Annotated in this window: 16 protein-coding genes and 4 pseudogenes; 10 read left to right on the top strand and 10 right to left on the bottom strand. The window is 38.4% G+C overall.

What is annotated here, in order from left to right; translation table 11 throughout:
* The first annotated feature begins 51 nt into the window (after positions 1-51).
* Positions 52-417, top strand: coding sequence for a SnoaL-like domain-containing protein (locus ACWYN3_RS01515; protein WP_456219553.1), 366 nt, complete (start codon positions 52-54; stop codon positions 415-417).
* Between the two features lie 246 nt (positions 418-663).
* Here ACWYN3_RS01515 and ACWYN3_RS01510 read toward each other — a convergent pair whose 3' ends face one another.
* Positions 664-1,116, bottom strand: a complete 453-nt coding sequence (locus ACWYN3_RS01510; protein ID WP_456219552.1) for an SRPBCC family protein — start codon at positions 1,114-1,116, stop codon at positions 664-666.
* Positions 1,117-1,398: 282 nt separating this feature from the next.
* On the opposite strand from ACWYN3_RS01510, the gene ACWYN3_RS01505 reads away from it, so the two are divergent.
* Positions 1,399-1,587: a winged helix-turn-helix domain-containing protein gene (locus ACWYN3_RS01505; protein WP_456219551.1), complete on the top strand. Its 189-nt coding sequence runs from the start codon at positions 1,399-1,401 to the stop codon at positions 1,585-1,587.
* Positions 1,588-1,766: 179 nt separating this feature from the next.
* Here the strand turns inward: ACWYN3_RS01505 and ACWYN3_RS01500 are convergent, their stop codons facing one another.
* Positions 1,767-1,976, bottom strand: coding sequence for a putative quinol monooxygenase (locus ACWYN3_RS01500; RefSeq protein ID WP_456219550.1), 210 nt, complete (start codon positions 1,974-1,976; stop codon positions 1,767-1,769).
* Positions 1,977-2,242: 266 nt separating this feature from the next.
* Positions 2,243-3,616 (bottom strand): annotated as a pseudogene (gene mnmE, locus ACWYN3_RS01495) (tRNA uridine-5-carboxymethylaminomethyl(34) synthesis GTPase MnmE).
* Between the two features lie 96 nt (positions 3,617-3,712).
* Between mnmE and ACWYN3_RS01490 the strand changes: the two are divergent.
* Together ACWYN3_RS01490 and ACWYN3_RS01485 are read left to right on the top strand one after the other, a co-directional pair.
* Complete coding sequence (locus tag ACWYN3_RS01490; RefSeq protein WP_456219549.1) at positions 3,713-4,330, top strand: AI-2E family transporter; 618 nt, start codon at positions 3,713-3,715, stop codon at positions 4,328-4,330.
* The gene (locus ACWYN3_RS01485) at positions 4,282-4,806 is read left to right on the top strand and encodes an AI-2E family transporter (protein ID WP_456222832.1); all 525 of its coding nucleotides are present in this window, start codon (positions 4,282-4,284) and stop codon (positions 4,804-4,806) included. The genes ACWYN3_RS01490 and ACWYN3_RS01485 overlap by 49 nt, the downstream gene beginning before the upstream one ends.
* Before the next feature lie 148 nt (positions 4,807-4,954).
* Here ACWYN3_RS01485 and ACWYN3_RS01480 read toward each other — a convergent pair.
* From ACWYN3_RS01480 to rocF, 3 genes and pseudogenes are all read right to left on the bottom strand, one after another.
* Positions 4,955-6,300 (bottom strand): annotated as a pseudogene (locus ACWYN3_RS01480) (deoxyguanosinetriphosphate triphosphohydrolase).
* A 128-nt stretch (positions 6,301-6,428) separates the two neighbouring features.
* Positions 6,429-8,214 (bottom strand): annotated as a pseudogene (gene argS / locus ACWYN3_RS01475) (arginine--tRNA ligase).
* Between the two features lie 4 nt (positions 8,215-8,218).
* Positions 8,219-9,169 carry an arginase gene (rocF, locus tag ACWYN3_RS01470; protein ID WP_456219548.1) on the bottom strand — a complete coding sequence of 317 codons (951 nt, stop codon included), beginning with the start codon at positions 9,167-9,169 and terminating at the stop codon, positions 8,219-8,221.
* 102 nt (positions 9,170-9,271) lie between these two features.
* Between rocF and ACWYN3_RS01465 the strand changes: the two genes are divergently transcribed.
* Complete coding sequence (locus tag ACWYN3_RS01465) at positions 9,272-10,663, top strand: arginine decarboxylase (RefSeq protein WP_456219547.1); 1,392 nt, start codon at positions 9,272-9,274, stop codon at positions 10,661-10,663.
* Positions 10,664-10,818: 155 nt separating this feature from the next.
* Positions 10,819-11,316, top strand: coding sequence for a PKD domain-containing protein (locus tag ACWYN3_RS01460; protein ID WP_456219546.1), 498 nt, complete (start codon positions 10,819-10,821; stop codon positions 11,314-11,316).
* 391 nt (positions 11,317-11,707) lie between these two features.
* On the opposite strand, the gene ACWYN3_RS01455 is transcribed toward ACWYN3_RS01460, so the two are convergent.
* Complete coding sequence (locus ACWYN3_RS01455; protein ID WP_456219545.1) at positions 11,708-12,322, bottom strand: WG repeat-containing protein; 615 nt, start codon at positions 12,320-12,322, stop codon at positions 11,708-11,710.
* Positions 12,323-12,406: 84 nt separating this feature from the next.
* Here ACWYN3_RS01455 and ACWYN3_RS01450 point away from each other — a divergent pair, with 84 nt between their 5' ends.
* The gene (locus ACWYN3_RS01450) at positions 12,407-13,600 is read left to right on the top strand and encodes an alpha/beta fold hydrolase (protein ID WP_456219544.1); all 1,194 of its coding nucleotides are present in this window, start codon (positions 12,407-12,409) and stop codon (positions 13,598-13,600) included.
* 199 nt (positions 13,601-13,799) lie between these two features.
* Here the strand turns inward: ACWYN3_RS01450 and ACWYN3_RS01445 are convergent, their stop codons facing one another.
* On the bottom strand, positions 13,800-14,234 hold the full coding sequence (locus ACWYN3_RS01445) for an Hsp20/alpha crystallin family protein (RefSeq protein WP_456219543.1): 435 nt from the start codon (positions 14,232-14,234) through the stop codon (positions 13,800-13,802).
* 75 nt (positions 14,235-14,309) lie between these two features.
* Between ACWYN3_RS01445 and ACWYN3_RS01440 the strand changes: the two genes are divergently transcribed.
* The gene (locus ACWYN3_RS01440) at positions 14,310-14,792 is read left to right on the top strand and encodes an acyl-CoA thioesterase (RefSeq protein WP_456219542.1); all 483 of its coding nucleotides are present in this window, start codon (positions 14,310-14,312) and stop codon (positions 14,790-14,792) included.
* A 60-nt stretch (positions 14,793-14,852) separates the two neighbouring features.
* Here the strand turns inward: ACWYN3_RS01440 and ACWYN3_RS01435 are convergent, their stop codons facing one another.
* Together ACWYN3_RS01435 and ACWYN3_RS01430 are read right to left on the bottom strand one after the other, a co-directional pair.
* Complete coding sequence (locus ACWYN3_RS01435) at positions 14,853-16,271, bottom strand: FAD-binding oxidoreductase (RefSeq protein ID WP_456219541.1); 1,419 nt, start codon at positions 16,269-16,271, stop codon at positions 14,853-14,855.
* A 26-nt stretch (positions 16,272-16,297) separates the two neighbouring features.
* Positions 16,298-16,666, bottom strand: coding sequence for a dihydroneopterin aldolase (locus tag ACWYN3_RS01430; RefSeq protein ID WP_456219540.1), 369 nt, complete (start codon positions 16,664-16,666; stop codon positions 16,298-16,300).
* Between the two features lie 169 nt (positions 16,667-16,835).
* Here ACWYN3_RS01430 and ACWYN3_RS01425 point away from each other — a divergent pair.
* Positions 16,836-18,028 (top strand): annotated as a pseudogene (locus ACWYN3_RS01425) (acyl-CoA dehydrogenase family protein).
* A 53-nt stretch (positions 18,029-18,081) separates the two neighbouring features.
* Complete coding sequence (locus ACWYN3_RS01420) at positions 18,082-18,465, top strand: SRPBCC domain-containing protein (RefSeq protein ID WP_456219539.1); 384 nt, start codon at positions 18,082-18,084, stop codon at positions 18,463-18,465.
* Positions 18,466-18,864 lie beyond the last annotated feature (399 nt).

Here is an 18,864-nt window from a genome sequence, read left to right as displayed (position 1 = left end):
CTTTAAGTATTAAAATGGTGAGTTACCTTTGGATTATTAATCAAGAAACAAATGACAACTCAGGAATTAGCAAATCGTTATTACGATCTCTTTCAGCAAAGACATGTAGTACAAATTTATGAACAATTTTACAGTACCGACATTGTATGTACCGAACCCGAGCATGCTTTGGCAATGGGTGTACCTACCATAACCAAAGGTATTGAAGCGGTTTTAGCAAAGTCAAAAGCCAGGCAGGAACTTATAGAAGAGGTACACAGCTTCTTTTGTAGCGAACCGGTAGTTGGAGGCAACTATTTTAGCGTAGCCATGGGCAGGGACATGACTTTAAAAAATGGACAACGGTTACAGTTGGCGGAAATTGCAGTTTTTGGCGTAATAGACGATAAAATTATAACCGAAACCTTTTTTTATTAAATCAGTTATTATTTTAAAACCAAAGTATTATAAGCCTTCACGTAATAAAAAATGCAATTCAATTTCTGTTCGCGCTCCATCTCGCGGAATGTGAACAGAAATTCAATGCCCCCCCTCTTTCTTGCTCTTAATGTGATAGTTGTTTGAAAAATTTTCATCTGTTTAAATTTTGTTTCATTTGTGATGAAGCTGTCATGATTTATTTATTCCCATGTGTGATTTTGAAAATCATGACGGTTTCATACTTTAATTAGATTCAGCATAGCTTTTTATTACTGCATTTCGTTTGAGCAGTAAGTCTGTCAAATAGCTTAAAAGAAACAAGGAATCAGCTATTTTTCCCAATATCCCCAAAGGTGAAACATAGTCAAACGTATCTATCATCAGGGTTCCGGTGCCTTGTTCTATAAACCGATGCTCATGTCTGATTGATTTAAATACACCTGAAAGCATTTCGTCAACAAAGAAATCAGGATTCTCGAACTCAGTAATCTTGCTAGACAACTTTTGAGTAATACCAAAATGCCGAGCCTGCCATGTAACAGTTTCATTTAATTCTATCAAACCGGACATTCGCCCTGCAATAGCCTTTTCATTGGTGTGCTTTGTAGATACCTGGTGCAAATCAATATTACGCGCTAAATCGAAAACTGTTTGTTTATCAGCGTCGATATAGGTTTCTAAAGTTATTCTAGGCATGGATAAAATATTAAGGAATAGATTGGATACGCACTAGCAAATATCTGTTATTATATATATATTCAAGAATTCATTCCATCCTGTTTCTCCAAAATTAAATGAAAATTCCAATCATACACGGGTACATAGAGCGGCGAATTCTAATCAATTTTACCGCTAAACCCTAAAGTAGTAGAGAAAATCCTTCCATTCCCATTCAGACCTATTGTCTATAAAGAAAAGGCTATTGTAGGGATTTGTCTCATCAGACTTAAAAATATAAAACCTAAGGGCTTACTGGAGATGATGATCCTGTGTAAAAACGATGTCCTGGAACGTCAGGAGGCACTGATCAAAATCTGGGGAGATGACAACTATTACAATACCAGAAGTATGGATGTGTTTATGACACATTTAAGGAAATTGTTAAAGGATGAACCCGGTATTCAAATCATGAATTTAAGAAGTATTGGCTATAAATTGATTTGCTAGCTTGATTGTGAGGCCCGAATTACTGCTGACAAAACCCATTTTCAGACGTTAAGATCTCTATAAGGGCTCCCGAATCTGGCAGCCCTTATGTTTGAATTATTTTACCGCTAGCAAATCAACCTGTTCAATAACAGGATCTTCGGCCAGCAAGTCAGGGGCCTGGGCCATGAGCGCAGCAGCTATTTGCCCACAAGGTGTGCTTTACGCCCCTCATCTGTTTCAAATGTATCGAAGATTCCAAAAGTAGACGGACCAAGCTTTAGCGCATACCAGCTGATAGTTTGCGATTCTCCTTGTGCCAAAGGCAATGCGCCTTTAATAAAATCGGCAACTTCCTCTTCTTTTCCAGGTTTAGCCTCAAGGCGTACCAGCAATGCGAATTTTTCCATGCTTATTTGTTTTTAGTTAAGGAATCCAATAGATCTAATCACCTAAGTGTATCAAGTTGTATCGATTTGTATCTATTTGTCCAGTTATTTCCCCGCTTTTTTTCGTGAGGTACATATTTGGATTCGAGGTACAATACAGGTACAAAAATACGCTAAACGACTAGCAGAATCAATAAGGTATAATCACAAAAAAAAAAAAAATAATAATTTAATTATCAGCGTTTTATATATATTTTACTATTGTTATTTATCGTTGTTTATCGGTCTTACTTCCCGATACAAAACTTACTAAATAAATATATTCTCCAGCAAATCGTCCGTAGTAACCTTCCCAGTAATCTCTCCTAAATAATAAAGTGCCTGTTTAATATCAATCGCTAAAAAGTCCGAAGTAACCGGATTAACCAACCCTTGTGAAACACTGTTCAACGACTCCTGTGTTTTCCTCAGCGCTTCCACATGCCTGATATTGGTAACCATCGTATGATTCTCCGACAGCTTATCCCCTATCACAGTCTCATATAACAACTCCTTCAATTCTTCCACATTCTGGTTTTCCTTCGCAGAGATACCAATAAACCTGATATCAGAAGGCAAATTCAATTCCTTTAACCTATCACTAAAAGACAAATCAATCTTATTAGCCACAGCAATAAAAGCTAGTCCCGGTTTATACAACCTTGCAATATCCTCTTTAATTTCCTTTGCAGTCAGGTTAAGCACATCAAATAAATAAACCAAAACAGCAGACTGGCTAATCTTCAACATCGTTTTCTCTACTCCAATTGCCTCTATAGTGTCTGTAGCTTCACGTATGCCCGCAGTATCAATTAATCTAAAGTTGATACCATTGATATTTAAAACTTCCTCTATCGTGTCCCTTGTCGTTCCAGCGATCTCACTTACAATTGCCCTATCTTCATTTAACAATGCATTCAGTAACGTTGACTTACCCGCATTTGGTCTTCCTGCAATAACAGTATTGATTCCTTCTTTAATCACGTTCCCTAATTCAAAAGAGCGGATCAGTTTATTCAATACTATTGTAATCTTATTAATCAGTTCCTGTAACTGATCCCTGTTTGCAAACTCAACATCCTCCTCAGAAAAATCGAGTTCCAATTCAATCATTGAAGCAAAATGGATCAGCTGTTCACGTAACACATTCAGTTCAGTACTAAAACCACCGCGTAGCTGGTTCATCGCAACACTATGCGCAGCCTGCGAATCCGAAGAAATCAAGTCTGCTACAGCTTCCGCCTGAGATAAATCCATAGCACCATTTAAAAATGCCCTTAGCGTGAATTCTCTGGTTTAGCAGCCGACGCACCTTTTTTTATCAACAAATTTATAATCTGCTGAATGATATAATTTGACCCGTGGCAAGAGATCTCTACCACGTTTTCTTTAGTATAAGACTTAGGCCCTACGAACAAACTAACTACCACCTCATCAATCACGATGTCGCCATCCTTGATCAATCCAAAATGCAGTGTATGTGTAGGTTGGCTTAACAGATCCTTTCCGCTAAACACGGAATTTGCAATCGCAATAGCATCTTTCCCAGATAAACGGATTACGCCAATGGCACCCGCTCCAGGTGGGGTTGATAAAGCTACTATTGTTTCATTTGTAATCATAACAGACAGGACTTAGATTTAAGATTGCGCAAAAATACCCAAACATTTCCTATCTTTTCATGTTTAACCCTTGAAAATTAACATTTACATTACAATATGAAAGAATTACCTCTCACCGTCAGGCGGTCTATTGAGTTACTCGGTTTAGCGCTTATCGGTGCATTATTTGTTGTTGCCAGTGATATTATCATGCCAGTTATCATGGCATTCTTCATTAGTATCATGCTTTTGCCTGTCTATCGTTTTCTAAGAAAATATAAAATCCCTGAAATCATAGCTATCGTTTTCCCTATTTTGCTAGTCGTAATTTTCATAGGGCTCATTGCCTGGTTCTTCACTGCACAGGTAGGAAACCTCGTGTCGGACTTTCCTGAAATCAAGAAAAACGTAGCACAGCATCTAAAATCCCTCAGCCAATGGATAAGCAGCATAAGTCACTATTCCCCTACTGAACAGCTAACTTTTATCAATAAAAAAAGCAATGACCTGTTAAATATGGCCGGAGGAATGGCAAGCGGAGCAGCAGTAACATTAAGTTCCTTATTTGTCTTTGTCGGCTTATTACCTATTTACATTTACCTGATGCTTTTCTATAAAGACATCTTATTACGTTTCGTGTTTATGTGGTTCAAAACTACTGACCATCCGAAAGTTAAAGAGGCTATATTTATGAAACTGAATCCATTATCAAAAATTACCTTGTCGGGTTACTAATACAAATCACTTACATGACCATCCTTTTAGGCGGGTTATTAATGCTTTTCGGCATTCAGCATGCCTTACTGATTGGAATTATCTTTGCCATCCTGAACCTGATCCCTTATGTAGGTGCATTAATTGGAAACATAATCGGTGTATTATTAACTGTAACCGCTTCAACGTCTCTTGCACCAGTAGTCACTGTTTTAGCCGTAATTGCAGCAGTTCAGTTCTTAGATAACAATATCCTGATGCCAAGGATTGTAGGTTCGAAAGTTAAGATAAATGCCTTAATGGCGATTTTAGGCGTAGTAGTTGGCGGAAGTATTGCCGGGGTTTCAGGGATGTTCCTTGCTATGCCCCTCATTGCCGTGCTTAAAGTTATTTTCGACAGAACAGAATCGTTCAAGCAATGGGGCGTTCTTTTTGGAGATGAAAGGCCTGCAAAAAGCCCAATGACATTTCCAGGTTCAGACGTAAAGGAAATGTGAAGCTAACATCAGGGACACAAAAAGATTAAAGTAGAAATACAAAAGATTAAAATTTGTTGCTTAAATTTTAAATACGAGAAACCCCGGTACACCATGACCGGGGTTTTCTTTTTATCAAAACTACTTATCAGAAGACTTACGGCCCCTTTTAACTCATTGAAGGAAAAGAGATCCCTTTTATCTTTCTAAACATCTCTACCGCATAAATATCAGTCATACCAGAAACAAAATCCAGCACACAAAGTATCTTTGTATAATCGTCAGCCTCTTTAGTCTTGAACTGATTTGGAATCAGCTCTACCAGTTTTTTATGATATTTTGATTCATTATTCAAATAAGCCGGGATGAATTCTTCCAGCAAACCGCCCATTACTTTATAGCCGGCAACCTCAATCTGTACAACAGAAGAATAATTATAGATCTTTTTGATAGAGATACGCTCGATATACTTCATCACAGACAAGAAAGGCTCCTGTATAGAGCATCCATCAGACTTAAATTAAAGTCACCATTCAGAATAGCTTCCTGGTTATCATAGAACACCTGAGAACATTGTCCTATTAATGTATTGATAGATTTCGCACGCATTAAAGTAATCTTCGCATCATCATCTTCCATTTCTGCTAAACGCGCAGGCAATTTAACATCATTACATAGTGGCAGAAGTAAACTCTCCACCTCTTCATAAGAAAGAATTTTCAAACGATGTGCATCTTCCAGATCAATGATATTATAACAAATATCATCAGCTGCTTCAACCAGATAAACCAGCGGATGGCGCTTATAAATCAAAGGTTCATCCTGAACCTTGATCAGCCCCATTTCTTCTGCTATTTTTCTAAAGCCACTCTCTTCAGCCTGAAAAAAGCCATATTTCTTAGTATAAATATTCGTTTTATCATGTCCGGCAACAGCAGCACAAGGATACTTTGCTATAGAAGCCAGTGTTGCATAAGTCAATGCAAAGCCACCAGTTCCTTTTCCTGCAAAAGAATGTGTCAATATTCGTAATGCATTAGCATTCCCTTCGAAATTGATCAGATCCTCCCATTGAGCCTCACTTACCCTATCCTTATATACTTTTCCATCTCCAGTAGTAAAATAATGAGAAATAGCAGATTCACCAGAATGCCCGAAAGCAGGATTTCCAAGGTCATGAGCAAGACAGGCCGAAGCGATAATATTACCCACTTCAACAAGCAACGGACAAGACTCATCTATATCCGGGTTAGTTTCTTTGATCCTGTTATAAAAGATAGTCCCCAATGACCGCCCTACACTTGCCACCTCTAAACTATGAGTCAGCCTGTTATGAACAAATACACTTCCTGGCAAAGGAAATACCTGTGTCTTATTTTGCAGTCTCCTGAATGGAGACGAAAAGATAATTCTATCATAATCACGTTGAAACTCAGATCTTGCCTCTTTTCCATTTGCAACAAAGCGATCTTCATTTCCCCAACGCTTAGAAGACAATAATTTTTTCCAATTCATAAATTGATCAAATGATTAGGCACAATAATACAGTAAATTAAACCACAATAAAAAGAGGTGCCGTTGTTAAAAGCACCTCCATTATTCTTTCCATTCCAAATGGAATTATTTTTTGACAAAAAAAGGTTTTACATTCTCTCCGGAACTTCAATTCCTAAAATACGCATCCCCGATTTAAGGATATTTGCAGTCACCCAGCTCAGGTTTAACCTGTGTTGTTTAATTGCTTCATCTTCTTCCTTCACGATTGGCGGAATCTCGTGGTAAAACTTATTAAACATTTTTGCCACTTCATAGATATAGTTTGCTAAAGTAGCCGGACTAAACGCCTTAGCAGAAGAAGCGATTTCAGCAGGATATCTCGATAATAAAATTATCATTTCCAGTTCAGTAGCTGATAAATCTATATCCTTAGAAACATGCTGTCCATTCTTATAATCTGCTTTGCTTAACAGCGATTTAATCCTTGCATGCGTATATTGAATAAACGGACCTGTATTGCCCTGGAAGTCGATAGACTCAGCAGGATCAAATAACAAACGTTTCTTAGGCTCAACCTTCAGCAAGAAGTATTTCAACGCACCCATACCAATTTTATAGTAAAGACTTTCCTTCTCTTCCTCACTGAAATGATCTACTTTACCCAGTGCTTCAGTTTTTTGCTTAGCAGTAGCGATCATTTCCGCTATCAAATCATCCGCATCAACCACAGTACCTTCACGTGATTTCATTTTACCGCTAGGCAGATCTACCATTCCATAAGATAAATGATATAATCCTTTAGCCCAGCTCTTACCTAACTTATCTAAAATCAGGAACAGAACCTTAAAGTGATAATCCTGTTCATTACCTACCACATAAATAGACTCATCCATTTTGAAATCATCATATTTCATTTGTGCAGTACCCAGATCCTGAGTGATATAAACAGAAGTTCCATCCGCACGGAGCACTAACTTCTGATCTAATCCATCCTCAGTAAGATCGATCCAGACAGAACCATCAGGTTTCTTAAAGAAAACACCTTTAGTCAGCCCCTCTTCCACAGTATCCTTTCCTAATAAGTACGTATTACTTTCATAATAATACTTATCAAAATCAACACCCAGGTTCTTATAACTGACTGCGAAGCCATCATAAACCCATCCGTTCATCTTTTTCCACAGCGAGATTACTTCCTCATCACCAGCTTCCCAGGCTAACAACATAGCTTGTGCTTCCTTGATTAACGGAGCATTCTTTTTACCTTCATCCTCAGTCTGACCGGCTTCCTTAAGTGCTTCGATCTCCTTTTTATATTCCTTATCGAAGATCACATAATACTTACCAACCAGGTGATCACCTTTTAAGCCAGAGCTTTCAGGCGTCTCACCATTACCCCATTTCTGCCAGGCAAGCATAGACTTACAGATATGTATCCCCCTGTCATTGACAAGGTTAACCTTAAACACCTCTGCTCCATTAGCCTTTAACAGCTCAGAAACAGAACAGATAACCTAATAAGTTGTTACGAACATGTCCTAAGTGAAGAGGTTTATTTGTGTTTGGCGAAGAATATTCGACCATTACTTTTTTACCATTCAGTGGGATAACACCAAATTCATCCCTAAGCAAATCTGTTTGAAACAGGTCAACCCAGTAAGAGCTTACAATGCTCAGATTTAAGAATCCTTTAACAACATTAAAAGCAGTTATTTCTTCAATATGTTCCTTAAGATATTCACCAAGGTCATTTGCCGTTACTTCAGGTGATTTTTTAGAAAAGCGGACTACAGGAAACACAACAATAGTAATTTCTCCTTCAAATTCGCTGCGCGTATCCTGAAGATTAACTTGTGTTTCAGGTAAATCCTGATTGTATAGTTCTTTGACCGCGTTAACAGTCGCAGTAATAATATGTTGTTGGATATTCATAATTCTATTCGTTTCTAAAGGCATTCGTTGCCTTAATTAAAATCTCAAATGCATGCTCAGCCATTTGATTTTCCCTGTCAAGGGTCGGGTTAACTTCTACTATCTCAAAACAACATACCTTTTGATAAGCAAGGAACCTGGACATCAATCCGCCAGCTTCACGCTCAGTAAGCCCCTGGGCTACCGGAGTTCCGGTACCTCTTGAAGCCGTAGGATCCATAGAATCCACATCAAAAGATACATAGATCAGATCGCATTGATCCAGATACTGCATGGTTTCAATAACGATTCTTTCTACCCCTCTTTTCCGGACCTCAGCAGTGCTGTACATCTTTACCTTATTTTTCTTCAGTAAATTCTCTTCCGGTTTCTCCATATCCCGCGCAGAAATCAGCACAAGATCACTATAATTGATCTTCGGTGCAATTTTTCCTACATTTTTTAACTGATACCAGTAATTTAGTGTTTCCTGATCAAGTTCATTAACTTTAGCATCAAGATTATCCTCATCAAGCACCATTGCAAGCGGCATTCCGTGCATATTTCCCGAAGGCGTAGTGTATGGAGAGTGCATATCAGCGTGTGCATCGATCCAAATCACCCCTAATTTCGATTTAGGAAAAGCTTTTTTTATCCCCGTTATTGTTCCTGCGGCAGTACTATGGTCACCAGCCAGAACAATTGGAAACTCATTTTTGCTTAACGTTTCAGTCACCTCATCGGCAACCCTTTCAACCATCGTCAAAATTCCAGAAATCCGCTTAGCGAATGGACTACCCGTGTTTTCAAGTAATAAATGGTTCTCATTAGGAACCTCAACTGACTTATGTTTTTTAAAAAATCTACTCCCAAAATCAAGTGCGGCAATCTTAATCGCATCAACGCCGAGGCTAGCACCGCGTGTACCTGCGCCCAACTCCGACTTAACTTCTATAATCTTTAAGCTCTTCGTCATAAAATAAAATTACCAGTGTATTTTAAAGTGTTTATCTTTGGCACCAAAATTAACTCATTTTAATTTGTCAACCCTTTAAATAATTGTTCAAAAATATAAAAAATGCAGAGTTACTCCGAATTTCTTGATCTAAGTGTAGGTTTTCCTCAAGAAGGATACAGTGTCATCGATGACGAACTATACTTTCAGGATCTGAATTTAATGGAAATGATTGAGACTTATGGTACGCCATTACGTTTCACTTATCTTCCGATGATCACTAAAAAAATCCAGCAGGCGAAACTGTTGTTTCAGACCGCGATCATCAAGAACAATTACCGTGGAGATTACAAGTATTGCTATTGCACAAAAAGCTCCCACTTCAGACACATCGTCGAAGAAGCTTTAAAAAATGGCATTCACTTAGAGACTTCGTCCGCGTTCGATATGCCGATGATTGAGGCCCTTGAGAAAAAAGGTGCCCTTACCAAGGACATTACAGTTATTTGCAATGGTTTTAAAACATATCAGTACAAACAATATATCATTGATATGTTGCACGACGGATATAAGAACATCATTCCCGTATTAGACAACAAAGAGGAATTTAACCTTTTTGACGACGAAGTGGAGCTGGAAAACACTTGTAATTTAGGTATCCGTATCGCCGCAGAGGAGCAGCCTGATTCACAATTCTATACCTCTCGTTTAGGCGTACGTATGGAAGATGTAATTGAGTTCTACAACAATAAAATCTCAGCAAACCCTAATTTCAGGGTTAAATTACTGCATTTCTTCATCAACTCTGGTATCACAGATTCTCCGTACTACTGGAATGAGCTTGAGAAGTACGTAACCCTATACTGTAAATTCAAAAAAATCAATCCTGAGCTGGATACTTTAGATATCGGTGGTGGTATGCCATTTAAAGACTCCTTAGTATTTGATTTTGATTATGAATACATGGTGAACGAGATCGTAAAACGTATCAAAGAAATTTGTGCTGAACACGATGTAGTAGAACCAGATATCATTACAGAATTCGGTAAATACACAGTAGCAGAAGCTTCAGGTATCCTTTACAAAGTATTGGGACGTAAGCAACAGAATGACCGTGAAAAATGGTTAATGCTGGATGGATCATTCATCACTAACCTTCCTGATGTATGGGCTTTAAACCAGAAATACATCCTGCTTCCTATTAATAACTGGGATGCGGAATACGAAAGAGTCAATCTTGGGGGTATCACTTGTGATGGTCAGGATTATTACAACCAGGAGGCGCACATGAACTCGGTATTTATGCCGAAGACGCGTAAAGTACAATACCTTGGTTTCTTCAATACCGGAGCTTATCAGGAAGTATTGAGTGGGTACGGTGGAATTCACCATTGTCTGTTACCAAGCCCTAAGCATGTGATTATCCGACGCAACCGTGATGAGACATTCAACTTTGAGGTATTCGGAGAAGAGCAAAACAGTAAGCAAGTATTAAAAATCCTGGGTTACACCTAGCCCCGGATCAACATAAGACACCAAATCCCGTTCATAAGAACGGGATTTTTTTCGTATTAAATTTTTGTTACACGTTAGCAAACTCTATTTCTAAGAATCTGTAATAATTTCTCAAAAAAAAATTATTAACTTAGACGTCAACTAATTTAAAAATTATGAAATCAACCTTTTACCTCCTATTAATAACAGTTGTTAGTTTGTCGGCATGTAAAAAAAATACAGACCAACCCCCGGCTTCTCCTGCACCACAGGCAAATTTCAAAATAGACGGACAGGAGTCTGCTTCAGTAACACTCAAGTCTACCCGGGATTATTACATAGAGAATAAATCTCAAAATGCCGTGTCTTTCAGCTGGACACTCGCAGATGGAACCACTTCAACAAAAAAAGATGAAATCTTCAAATTCAACAAACCAGGCGACTACACAGTTTCACTGACAGCAAAAAACTCATCAGGAGAAACCTCAGTATTAAAAAAACAAGTAAAAGTTGTTGCTACAGTCCTAAGAAATATCACCATTCAAAATATAGACTGGAGATCTGGAGACGGAGCTCGTCCTAAGTCTAACAATGCCGATATCTGGGTGGAGATTACAAAACGAGAAGCGGGAGTAGATTATCCATCTACAGGGGCATATATGATGCTCCAGTAATTTATAAAAGTCCTGTATATAATAATGCTACCCCTGATAATGCGCCTATCACATTTAAAGTTTCAGAAAAAGTCTATATTGATGAGACAGCCGTTTCAGATTCGAAATACGATGTACAGATACACGCAAAAGACGCTCAAGGTACATACATACTACTCCATAGAGGTTTTGGTGGGTATGGAGCTATATTTAATGGAGAAATAAGTAAAGATAAGAACGGCTTTCTTTGGAACGTCGGATTTGCCCGTTATTCAGTAGACCTGACTGGAAATTACGAATAGTCGTTAAGATTATTTAGAATAGTAATCATCATATTAAACCCATCATCATAACGCCCCTGGCACGTTAAGTGCCAGGGGCGTTATGATGATGGAAGAAACCCAATTTTTGTTTAACGATTAAAATTCTTCACGACCCTGCCCTTCTTATTCAGCAACACATGCTTGCCTCCCTTGGTCCAAGCTTCCCTTAGTCCCGCTCTAGGTTCATTTACTTTTTTAAACCATTGATTCCACCTATTCACATACCCCCCATCATATCCACCAGCCCAATACCAATGCTCACCATCCATTACCTTATGGCCACCCAGCGTATAAATAGCAAGTCCGTCCTTAAACGGTTCAACAAAATCAAAAACAGCTGGAACAACCTTATTCCAGTTTAGATCAACGAATCCAATTTTATTATTTTCGACAAAGCGAAAAAGTCCTTCCGAATCATAATCAGGGCCATTATCATAAATAAACGGTATAAGTATCACTTCTCCCCTTCTGTTAATACCTTGCCATCCACCTTTACCTATAACAAAAGCCCTGTCATAAAGTGTATCAGCGGCATATATAAACTTTGCCGGAATAACAATTTTCCCTCCACGGGTCTTATATCCAGCAAGCTCCCTATCCTTAGACATAACCGTATAAGAAACCAAAAAGTCAATTCTCTTTTTCTGGGCAAAGCCAGCCAGGCCAAACAGCAGTATTTGCAGCGCCAACAATAACTTAACCATTCCTTATAATTAATTTTCAAAACCTTTAAATTAAAAAACGTAACAAACATCCTAAAATTTCATCCTATTACAAAGCCAAGATCAATGAGACAAGCTGTAATTCTACTTCTATTAGTGTTTACCGCACTAAAATCATCCGCACAAAACACATTTCTGGCTAGTAAAGAATACCTTATTCATAACCAAAGAGCCTTAAAATATAATGATCAAAAACAATATTTAAAGTCCGGATTATCCTTTGATTCATTATCTAAATCTAATAAAGGAAACGGAGTAACCAGAAATAAATATATCGCTGCAAGTTCATGGTCCCTGACCGGAAATCCCAACAAGACATTCTATTATTTGGCTCAATATGTAAAAGAAATTCAAACTTTTGATGTTGACTTTTTATACCAGGACCCAAATTTCGAAAGTCTTCATCAAGATCCGCGCTGGGAGTCCTTAATGAATCACAGTAAAGCAAAGATTCAAAAAGCAAAACAAAAATACCACCCCTTAGATACCCTTGTAGATGTTGACACACACAAGTTGTTCTTCAGTATTATCAAAGGCTCTTCAACAGTAATTCTATTTGAGGCAGGCGGTATGGACAATTCAACCATATGGGAAGGCCTGTTAATCCCCATAGCTGATGCTACCGGAGCAACCCTGATCACCTATGACAGAGCCGGTTTTGGCAAAAGCACTCGCGATTCCATCAACTCTGACATCACCAATGAAATAAAAAGTCTCGAAAAAGGCCTTTCAAGATTAGGATATGGCAACTCAAGCAAAATTCTCGTTTGTCATTCACTGGGAGGTATCTATTCAACAATTAACGCTGCAAGAAATCCACAAACAATTAAAGCCGCCATTTTCATTGACGCATGTAATAGCAACTTCTTTACACCACAAGCCCTCAAGCGATTATATAGAAACCCCGAGGAGTCACTTGAAGACTTAAAAAAGAAAAATATTGGCATGTACTATATTGCTAAAGATCTGGAAAAGAATTATGTGACTTTGAGAGCCACACCTTTTCCATCTCAAATACCAATAACCAGTATATATGCAGACAATCCGCCTTTTGGAGAAGCAGACAGTAAAGAATGGAAGATCTCTCAGCAAAATTTCATTAAACCCCGTCCCAATAGTAAAATAATTCTTGCCGAAGGTTGCAATCACTATATCTTCATAGAGAACCCACAATTAGTCATCAATGAAATAATCAAATCTTACAAGGCAGCAACAATAACTAACAACAAAATCAAACAGCCATCCAACAAACCAATGTAGAAAGTTTGCCCGATTTTTTACATCTTCTGAGGGAGGGATTTCCTTAGGAAAAATAAACCGGGTATAGTAGTTTTACGAACATTGCCCATTCTTCATGGGCGCGGTTCGTAAAACTACTATACCCGGTTTATTTTCTATTTTCCCTCAGAAACAAAAAAGGGGCAAATCTTTCGAAATGCCCCTCTTAAAAAACCAAACCTTACAAAACCTTAATCTCTTTATTTTCTTCCTTCACCTCATCTTTTTTCCCAATTGCGATCGTCAATATCCCGTTCAGATATTCCGCAGAAATCTTTTCCGCATCAACACTTTCCGGTAAAGTGAACGATCTTGCAAAAGACAAATAATCAAATTCTTTTCTGCTGTAATTTTTCTTAACCTCACCATCAGCTTCTTTTTTCTCAGCCCAAACAGAAAGCGTATCTTTTTTCAAATTAATTTGAAAATCACTTTTTTCTAAACCAGGAGCAGCAAGCTCGATGGTATAATTAGTTTCCGATTCCAGGATATTTACACCCGGAACTTTATTTATAGTATAATTTTTATTTAGCGCTTCACTGAACAAAGAGTCAAAAACATTGTTAAAGTAAGGTGCGTGGCTTCTTGTACGGTTGTTAAATTTTACTAATGTCATAGCTATATTCTCCTTTAATTTTTTATTTTTAAATATATAACCACCTATTCAACTCTTATACCAATCCAATAATCTATGATATTTAAGACATTTTGGCATACAAAAACAAAACAGACAGACAAAAAGTCAGTAACCATAGGTAATTTAGACAGTTTCAAGTATAAAACAGAGATAGAAACCCGTTTTGCAGACTTTGATATGCTTGGGCATGTGAATAACGCCATTTATTTCACCTATCTTGAAATTGCGCGTACAAAATACTGGAATAACGCAATTTCCTGGAATTGGAAAGAGACAGGCGTTGTTATTGCGCAAGCCTCTATGGACTATATCAGTCCTATATTCATAGAAGATAAAGTAAGCATATACGTACGTACTTCCAGAATTGGAAACAGCAGTTTTGATCTTGATTATATGATTGTTAAGCACGTAAACGGCAAAGAGGAAATTTGCACTAAAGGAAAGACCATATGCGTAGCCTTTTCTCATCATTCAAAAAAAGCCATTCCTATTCCCGAAGCAGAGAAAGAAAAAATGATGGCCTTCGAGCAATTATAATATATTCACAAAATAAGCTAGCCGATATACCCTTCATAAAGCGTATATCGGCTAAAAACCTTAAAATATTTTCCCAGGGTTTAATATCCAGTTCGGGTCAAAAACCTTTTTAATCCCCCTCATTAGATTGAGGTTGATTTCACTATATTTAATAGACATAAATTCCTTTTGGACAAGTCCGATCCCATGTTCACCAGAGATCGTCCCCCCTAAGCCGGCCGTTAATTCAAACAACTCAACAATACCATCCTTCAGTTTATTCTTCCAGTCCTCATCGCTCATCCCTGCTTTGATAATATTGATATGCAGATTACCATCACCAGCATGTCCGTAACAAACACTTTCAAAACCATATCTGGAACCAATTTCTTTAATCCCATTAATTAATTTTGGCAATGCAGCCCTTGGCACAACTGTATCCTCCTCCTTATAAACAGAATTAGACTTCACCGATTCTGCCATTGTTCTGCGCATACGCCATAGCTCCTCTTTCTGTCTGTCGGCAGTATCCGCGAAAAGCACTTCCGAACAACCGAACTCCTCCAATACAGTATTTACCTTTTCACAATATTTAAATATAGCATCCAGATCATCCCCATCAAATTCTATCATCAGATAAGCATTTACCCCATCTTTGATATCAAATTTAATATCATCAAACTTAACAACCCATTCTACCCCTTTACGCTCCATAAATTCTAAAGCAGATGGAGTAATCCCGGCTCTGAAAATCGCAGATACCGCGGCACAGGCCTGTTCATTTTCAGAAAAAGAGCCCAGCATCAATACACTATTCTGGACTTTAGGAACCAGTTTAGTTACAATTTTAGTGACCACACCCAGCGTTCCTTCAGAACCAATCATCAATTGCGTAAGATTATAACCCGAAGCATATTTAAGCGTATTTGCCCCTGTCCAGATAACCTCGCCAGTAGGTAAAACAATCTCCAGGTTTAATATATATTCTCTTATCGTTCCATACTTCACTACCCTTGGGCCTTGGGCCTCCAAAACGTGCGCTACATTTCCACCGATAAAACAAGATCCCTTGCTTGACGGATCAACAGGATATAACAACCCGTGTTCCGCTACCGCATTCATAAACTCTTCAGTAATTACACCCGGTTCAACCGTCGCCTGCAAATTTTCAGTATCAATCGAAATAATAGCCTTAAAACGCTCCATAGATAACAATACGCCACCAAACACCGGCAAAGCACCACCGCTTAATCCAGTTCCGCCACCTCTAGGCGTAACCGGAACATGATGTTCATTACAAAGTTTCAGTAAAGCAGACACAGCCGCTGTGTTAACGGGTTTCACTACAACCTCGGGTTCATAATGAAGATCTTCAGTCTCATCATGGCTATAATCAGCTAATGAAACATTATCAGTAAACACATTTCCTGCGCCCAAAACGGCAACAAGCTGAGCTAAAAAACCAGGATCTACCTTTGTATAATTAGGAAAGTCGGACATATATATTTTAATACTTTTTTTATTTTTTAATGTTTCTTTTCGGATGTATATGATAATTGAACAAATGAATGATCAATCTCTCCTGGCATAGGCGGATGCATTTTCTTAATTCCCGCTACGGCAGTCAGAACAAAAGGAAAAGTAGAAATAGTTCTATCCAGAATAAGCTTAACCACAGATTCAAGCATCTTTTTAGTATTTCTCATCTCTTCCAGAATAATTGTATTCAGCACTTCATAATTAACGGTTTGTTGCAAGTCTTCCGTATTGCCCGTATGGGTAAAGGTGACTTCAACGCTAACCCGGAACTCAGTTCCTGTAAGTTGCTCCTCCGGATAAAATCCATGCAGGGCAAAACATTTGACATCATTTAAAGCAACAGTTTGTAAATACATAATGATCTGATTTGTGCAACAAAATTAATTTTTTGATTGGTTTTAGCCAGCCATTACACGAAATTATTACCTTTGAAAACAGGCTTCGGATAATAGTTATATAATAATACGAAAAGATTTATACATTGACACGAAGCAGAAAGCCAGCTCAACCAAATATTTGTAAACCATGAACAAATCAGGAAAGAAAGACCTTTATGAAGCACCGGATTATTACCTGTTAGACGAATTACTGTCTGAAGAACACAAACTGATAAGGCAGGCAGCTCGTGACTGGGTAAAAAAAGAAATCAGTCCGGTGATAGAAGATTATGCACAAAAAGCAGAATTTCCTAAACACTTAATCAAAGGTCTGGGTGAAATCGGTGCCTTTGGCCCGACTATTCCAGTGGAATATGGTGGCGCAGGATTGGATTATATCGCATATGGCATCTTAATGCAGGAACTGGAACGTGGAGACTCAGGTATCCGTTCTACAGCTTCTGTCCAGGGATCTTTAGTGATGTATCCTATTTATGCTTATGGTTCTGAGGAGCAGCGTCGTAAATATTTACCTAAACTGGCTACCGGAGAAATGATGGGCTGTTTTGGTTTAACTGAGCCTGATCACGGATCAGATCCTGGCGGTATGGTTACCAATATCAAGGATAAAGGCGATCATTACCTGCTAAATGGTGCTAAAATGTGGATCTCTAATGCTCCTTTTGCTGATATCGCTGTAGTTTGGGCGAAAGATGAAGCCGGAAAAATCAGAGGAATGGTTGTTGAACGTGGAATGGAAGGTTTTTCTACTCCGGAAACACACAATAAATGGAGCCTTCGTGCTTCTGCTACAGGTGAATTGGTTTTTGACAATGTGAAAGTTCCTAAGGAAAATATATTTCCGGAAATTTCTGGTCTTAAAGGCCCGTTAGGCTGTTTAAACCAGGCCAGATATGGTATTGCATGGGGTGCTTTGGGTGCAGCAATGGACTGTTATGATACAGCTTTACGTTATGCTAAAGAGCGTATCCAGTTCGGAAAACCTATTGGTGGTTTCCAGTTACAGCAAAAAAAGTTAGCTGAAATGATTACTGAGATCACTAAAGGCCAGTTATTAGTCTGGAGACTGGGCGTATTGAAAAGTGAGAACAGAGAGCTACCGCTGAACAAATTTCAATGGCGAAAAGAAACAGTGTTGAAATTGCTCTTGACGTTGCCAGAAATGCGAGACAAATGCTTGGTGGAATGGGGATCACAGGTGAATATTCTATTATGCGCCACATGATGAACCTGGAATCGGTTGTTACCTATGAAGGTACGCATGATATTCATTTACTGATTACAGGAATGGATGTAACGGGCATTAATGCTTTTAAATAAGAAAAAGGCTATGATTGTTTCATGGCCACTATATAATAAACAATAGACTACAAATGAAGACCTTTAAAAAATACTACTATCTTCCTGCTCCGCCTGAAGAGGTTTATCTGGCAATGACAAAAGCACAAAGTATACAGTTATGGACTGGTGCTGAAGTGGAATTTACGGAAGAGCCGGATACAGAATTCTCTTTATGGGATGGAGATATTACTGGAAAAAACCTGGAGTTCGAGTACGGTAAAAAAATTGTACAGCAGTGGTACTTTGGTGAAGAAAGAGAGCCTTCTATTGTAACGATAAAACTTCATGTGGACAAAAAGGGGACTTCTCTGGAATTTGTACAAACGAATATTCCTGATGAAGATTATGAGGATTTTACAACAGGGCTGAATGAGTATTACATGGGGGGATTGGTGGATTTCTTCGAAGAAGAGTAGTTCCATTTAGACCTGTCATTATAAAAAAACAAGACCGTGTGATTGCTGGCCGCGTTCCAATATTAGGAACGGATGCCAGCAATCACACGGTCTTGTTTTTTTATAGAATCCTCAGATCTGCATTCCATAAGGGCATTGTTGGTGGGTTAGAAGGGCATTGTTGGTGAGTTAGAAGGGCATTGTTGGTGAGTTAGAAGGGCATTGTTGGTGGGTTAAAAGGGCATTGTTGGTGAGTTAGAAGGGCATTGTTGGTGGGTTAGAAGGGCATATTGGTGAGTTAAAAGTGCATTGTTGGTGGGCAAAAAGAGCATTATTGGTGAGTTAGATATATAGCCGTAAGCGGATTAGATACTTTTTTCTTATAATGACTCCCCCCCTATCGTTCCCGTCGGGCGATCA

It is taken from the genome of Pedobacter sp. NJ-S-72 (assembly GCF_053890575.1).
The sequence above is the reverse complement of the archived record's forward strand: the minus strand, read 5'-3'. Positions and strand labels throughout refer to the sequence as shown.

Coding starts and splice junctions, on each gene's coding strand:
- ACWYN3_RS01515 (WP_456219553.1), top strand. CDS start 52: ATGACAACTCAGGAATTAGCAAATCGTTATTACGATCTCTTTCAGCAA.
- ACWYN3_RS01510 (WP_456219552.1), bottom strand. CDS start 1,116: ATGCCTAGAATAACTTTAGAAACCTATATCGACGCTGATAAACAAACA.
- ACWYN3_RS01505 (WP_456219551.1), top strand. CDS start 1,399: ATGATGATCCTGTGTAAAAACGATGTCCTGGAACGTCAGGAGGCACTG.
- ACWYN3_RS01500 (WP_456219550.1), bottom strand. CDS start 1,976: ATGGAAAAATTCGCATTGCTGGTACGCCTTGAGGCTAAACCTGGAAAA.
- ACWYN3_RS01490 (WP_456219549.1), top strand. CDS start 3,713: ATGAAAGAATTACCTCTCACCGTCAGGCGGTCTATTGAGTTACTCGGT.
- rocF (WP_456219548.1), bottom strand. CDS start 9,169: ATGACGAAGAGCTTAAAGATTATAGAAGTTAAGTCGGAGTTGGGCGCA.
- ACWYN3_RS01465 (WP_456219547.1), top strand. CDS start 9,272: ATGCAGAGTTACTCCGAATTTCTTGATCTAAGTGTAGGTTTTCCTCAA.
- ACWYN3_RS01460 (WP_456219546.1), top strand. CDS start 10,819: ATGAAATCAACCTTTTACCTCCTATTAATAACAGTTGTTAGTTTGTCG.
- ACWYN3_RS01455 (WP_456219545.1), bottom strand. CDS start 12,322: ATGGTTAAGTTATTGTTGGCGCTGCAAATACTGCTGTTTGGCCTGGCT.
- ACWYN3_RS01450 (WP_456219544.1), top strand. CDS start 12,407: ATGAGACAAGCTGTAATTCTACTTCTATTAGTGTTTACCGCACTAAAA.
- ACWYN3_RS01445 (WP_456219543.1), bottom strand. CDS start 14,234: ATGACATTAGTAAAATTTAACAACCGTACAAGAAGCCACGCACCTTAC.
- ACWYN3_RS01440 (WP_456219542.1), top strand. CDS start 14,310: ATGATATTTAAGACATTTTGGCATACAAAAACAAAACAGACAGACAAA.
- ACWYN3_RS01435 (WP_456219541.1), bottom strand. CDS start 16,271: ATGTCCGACTTTCCTAATTATACAAAGGTAGATCCTGGTTTTTTAGCT.
- ACWYN3_RS01430 (WP_456219540.1), bottom strand. CDS start 16,666: ATGTATTTACAAACTGTTGCTTTAAATGATGTCAAATGTTTTGCCCTG.
- ACWYN3_RS01420 (WP_456219539.1), top strand. CDS start 18,082: ATGAAGACCTTTAAAAAATACTACTATCTTCCTGCTCCGCCTGAAGAG.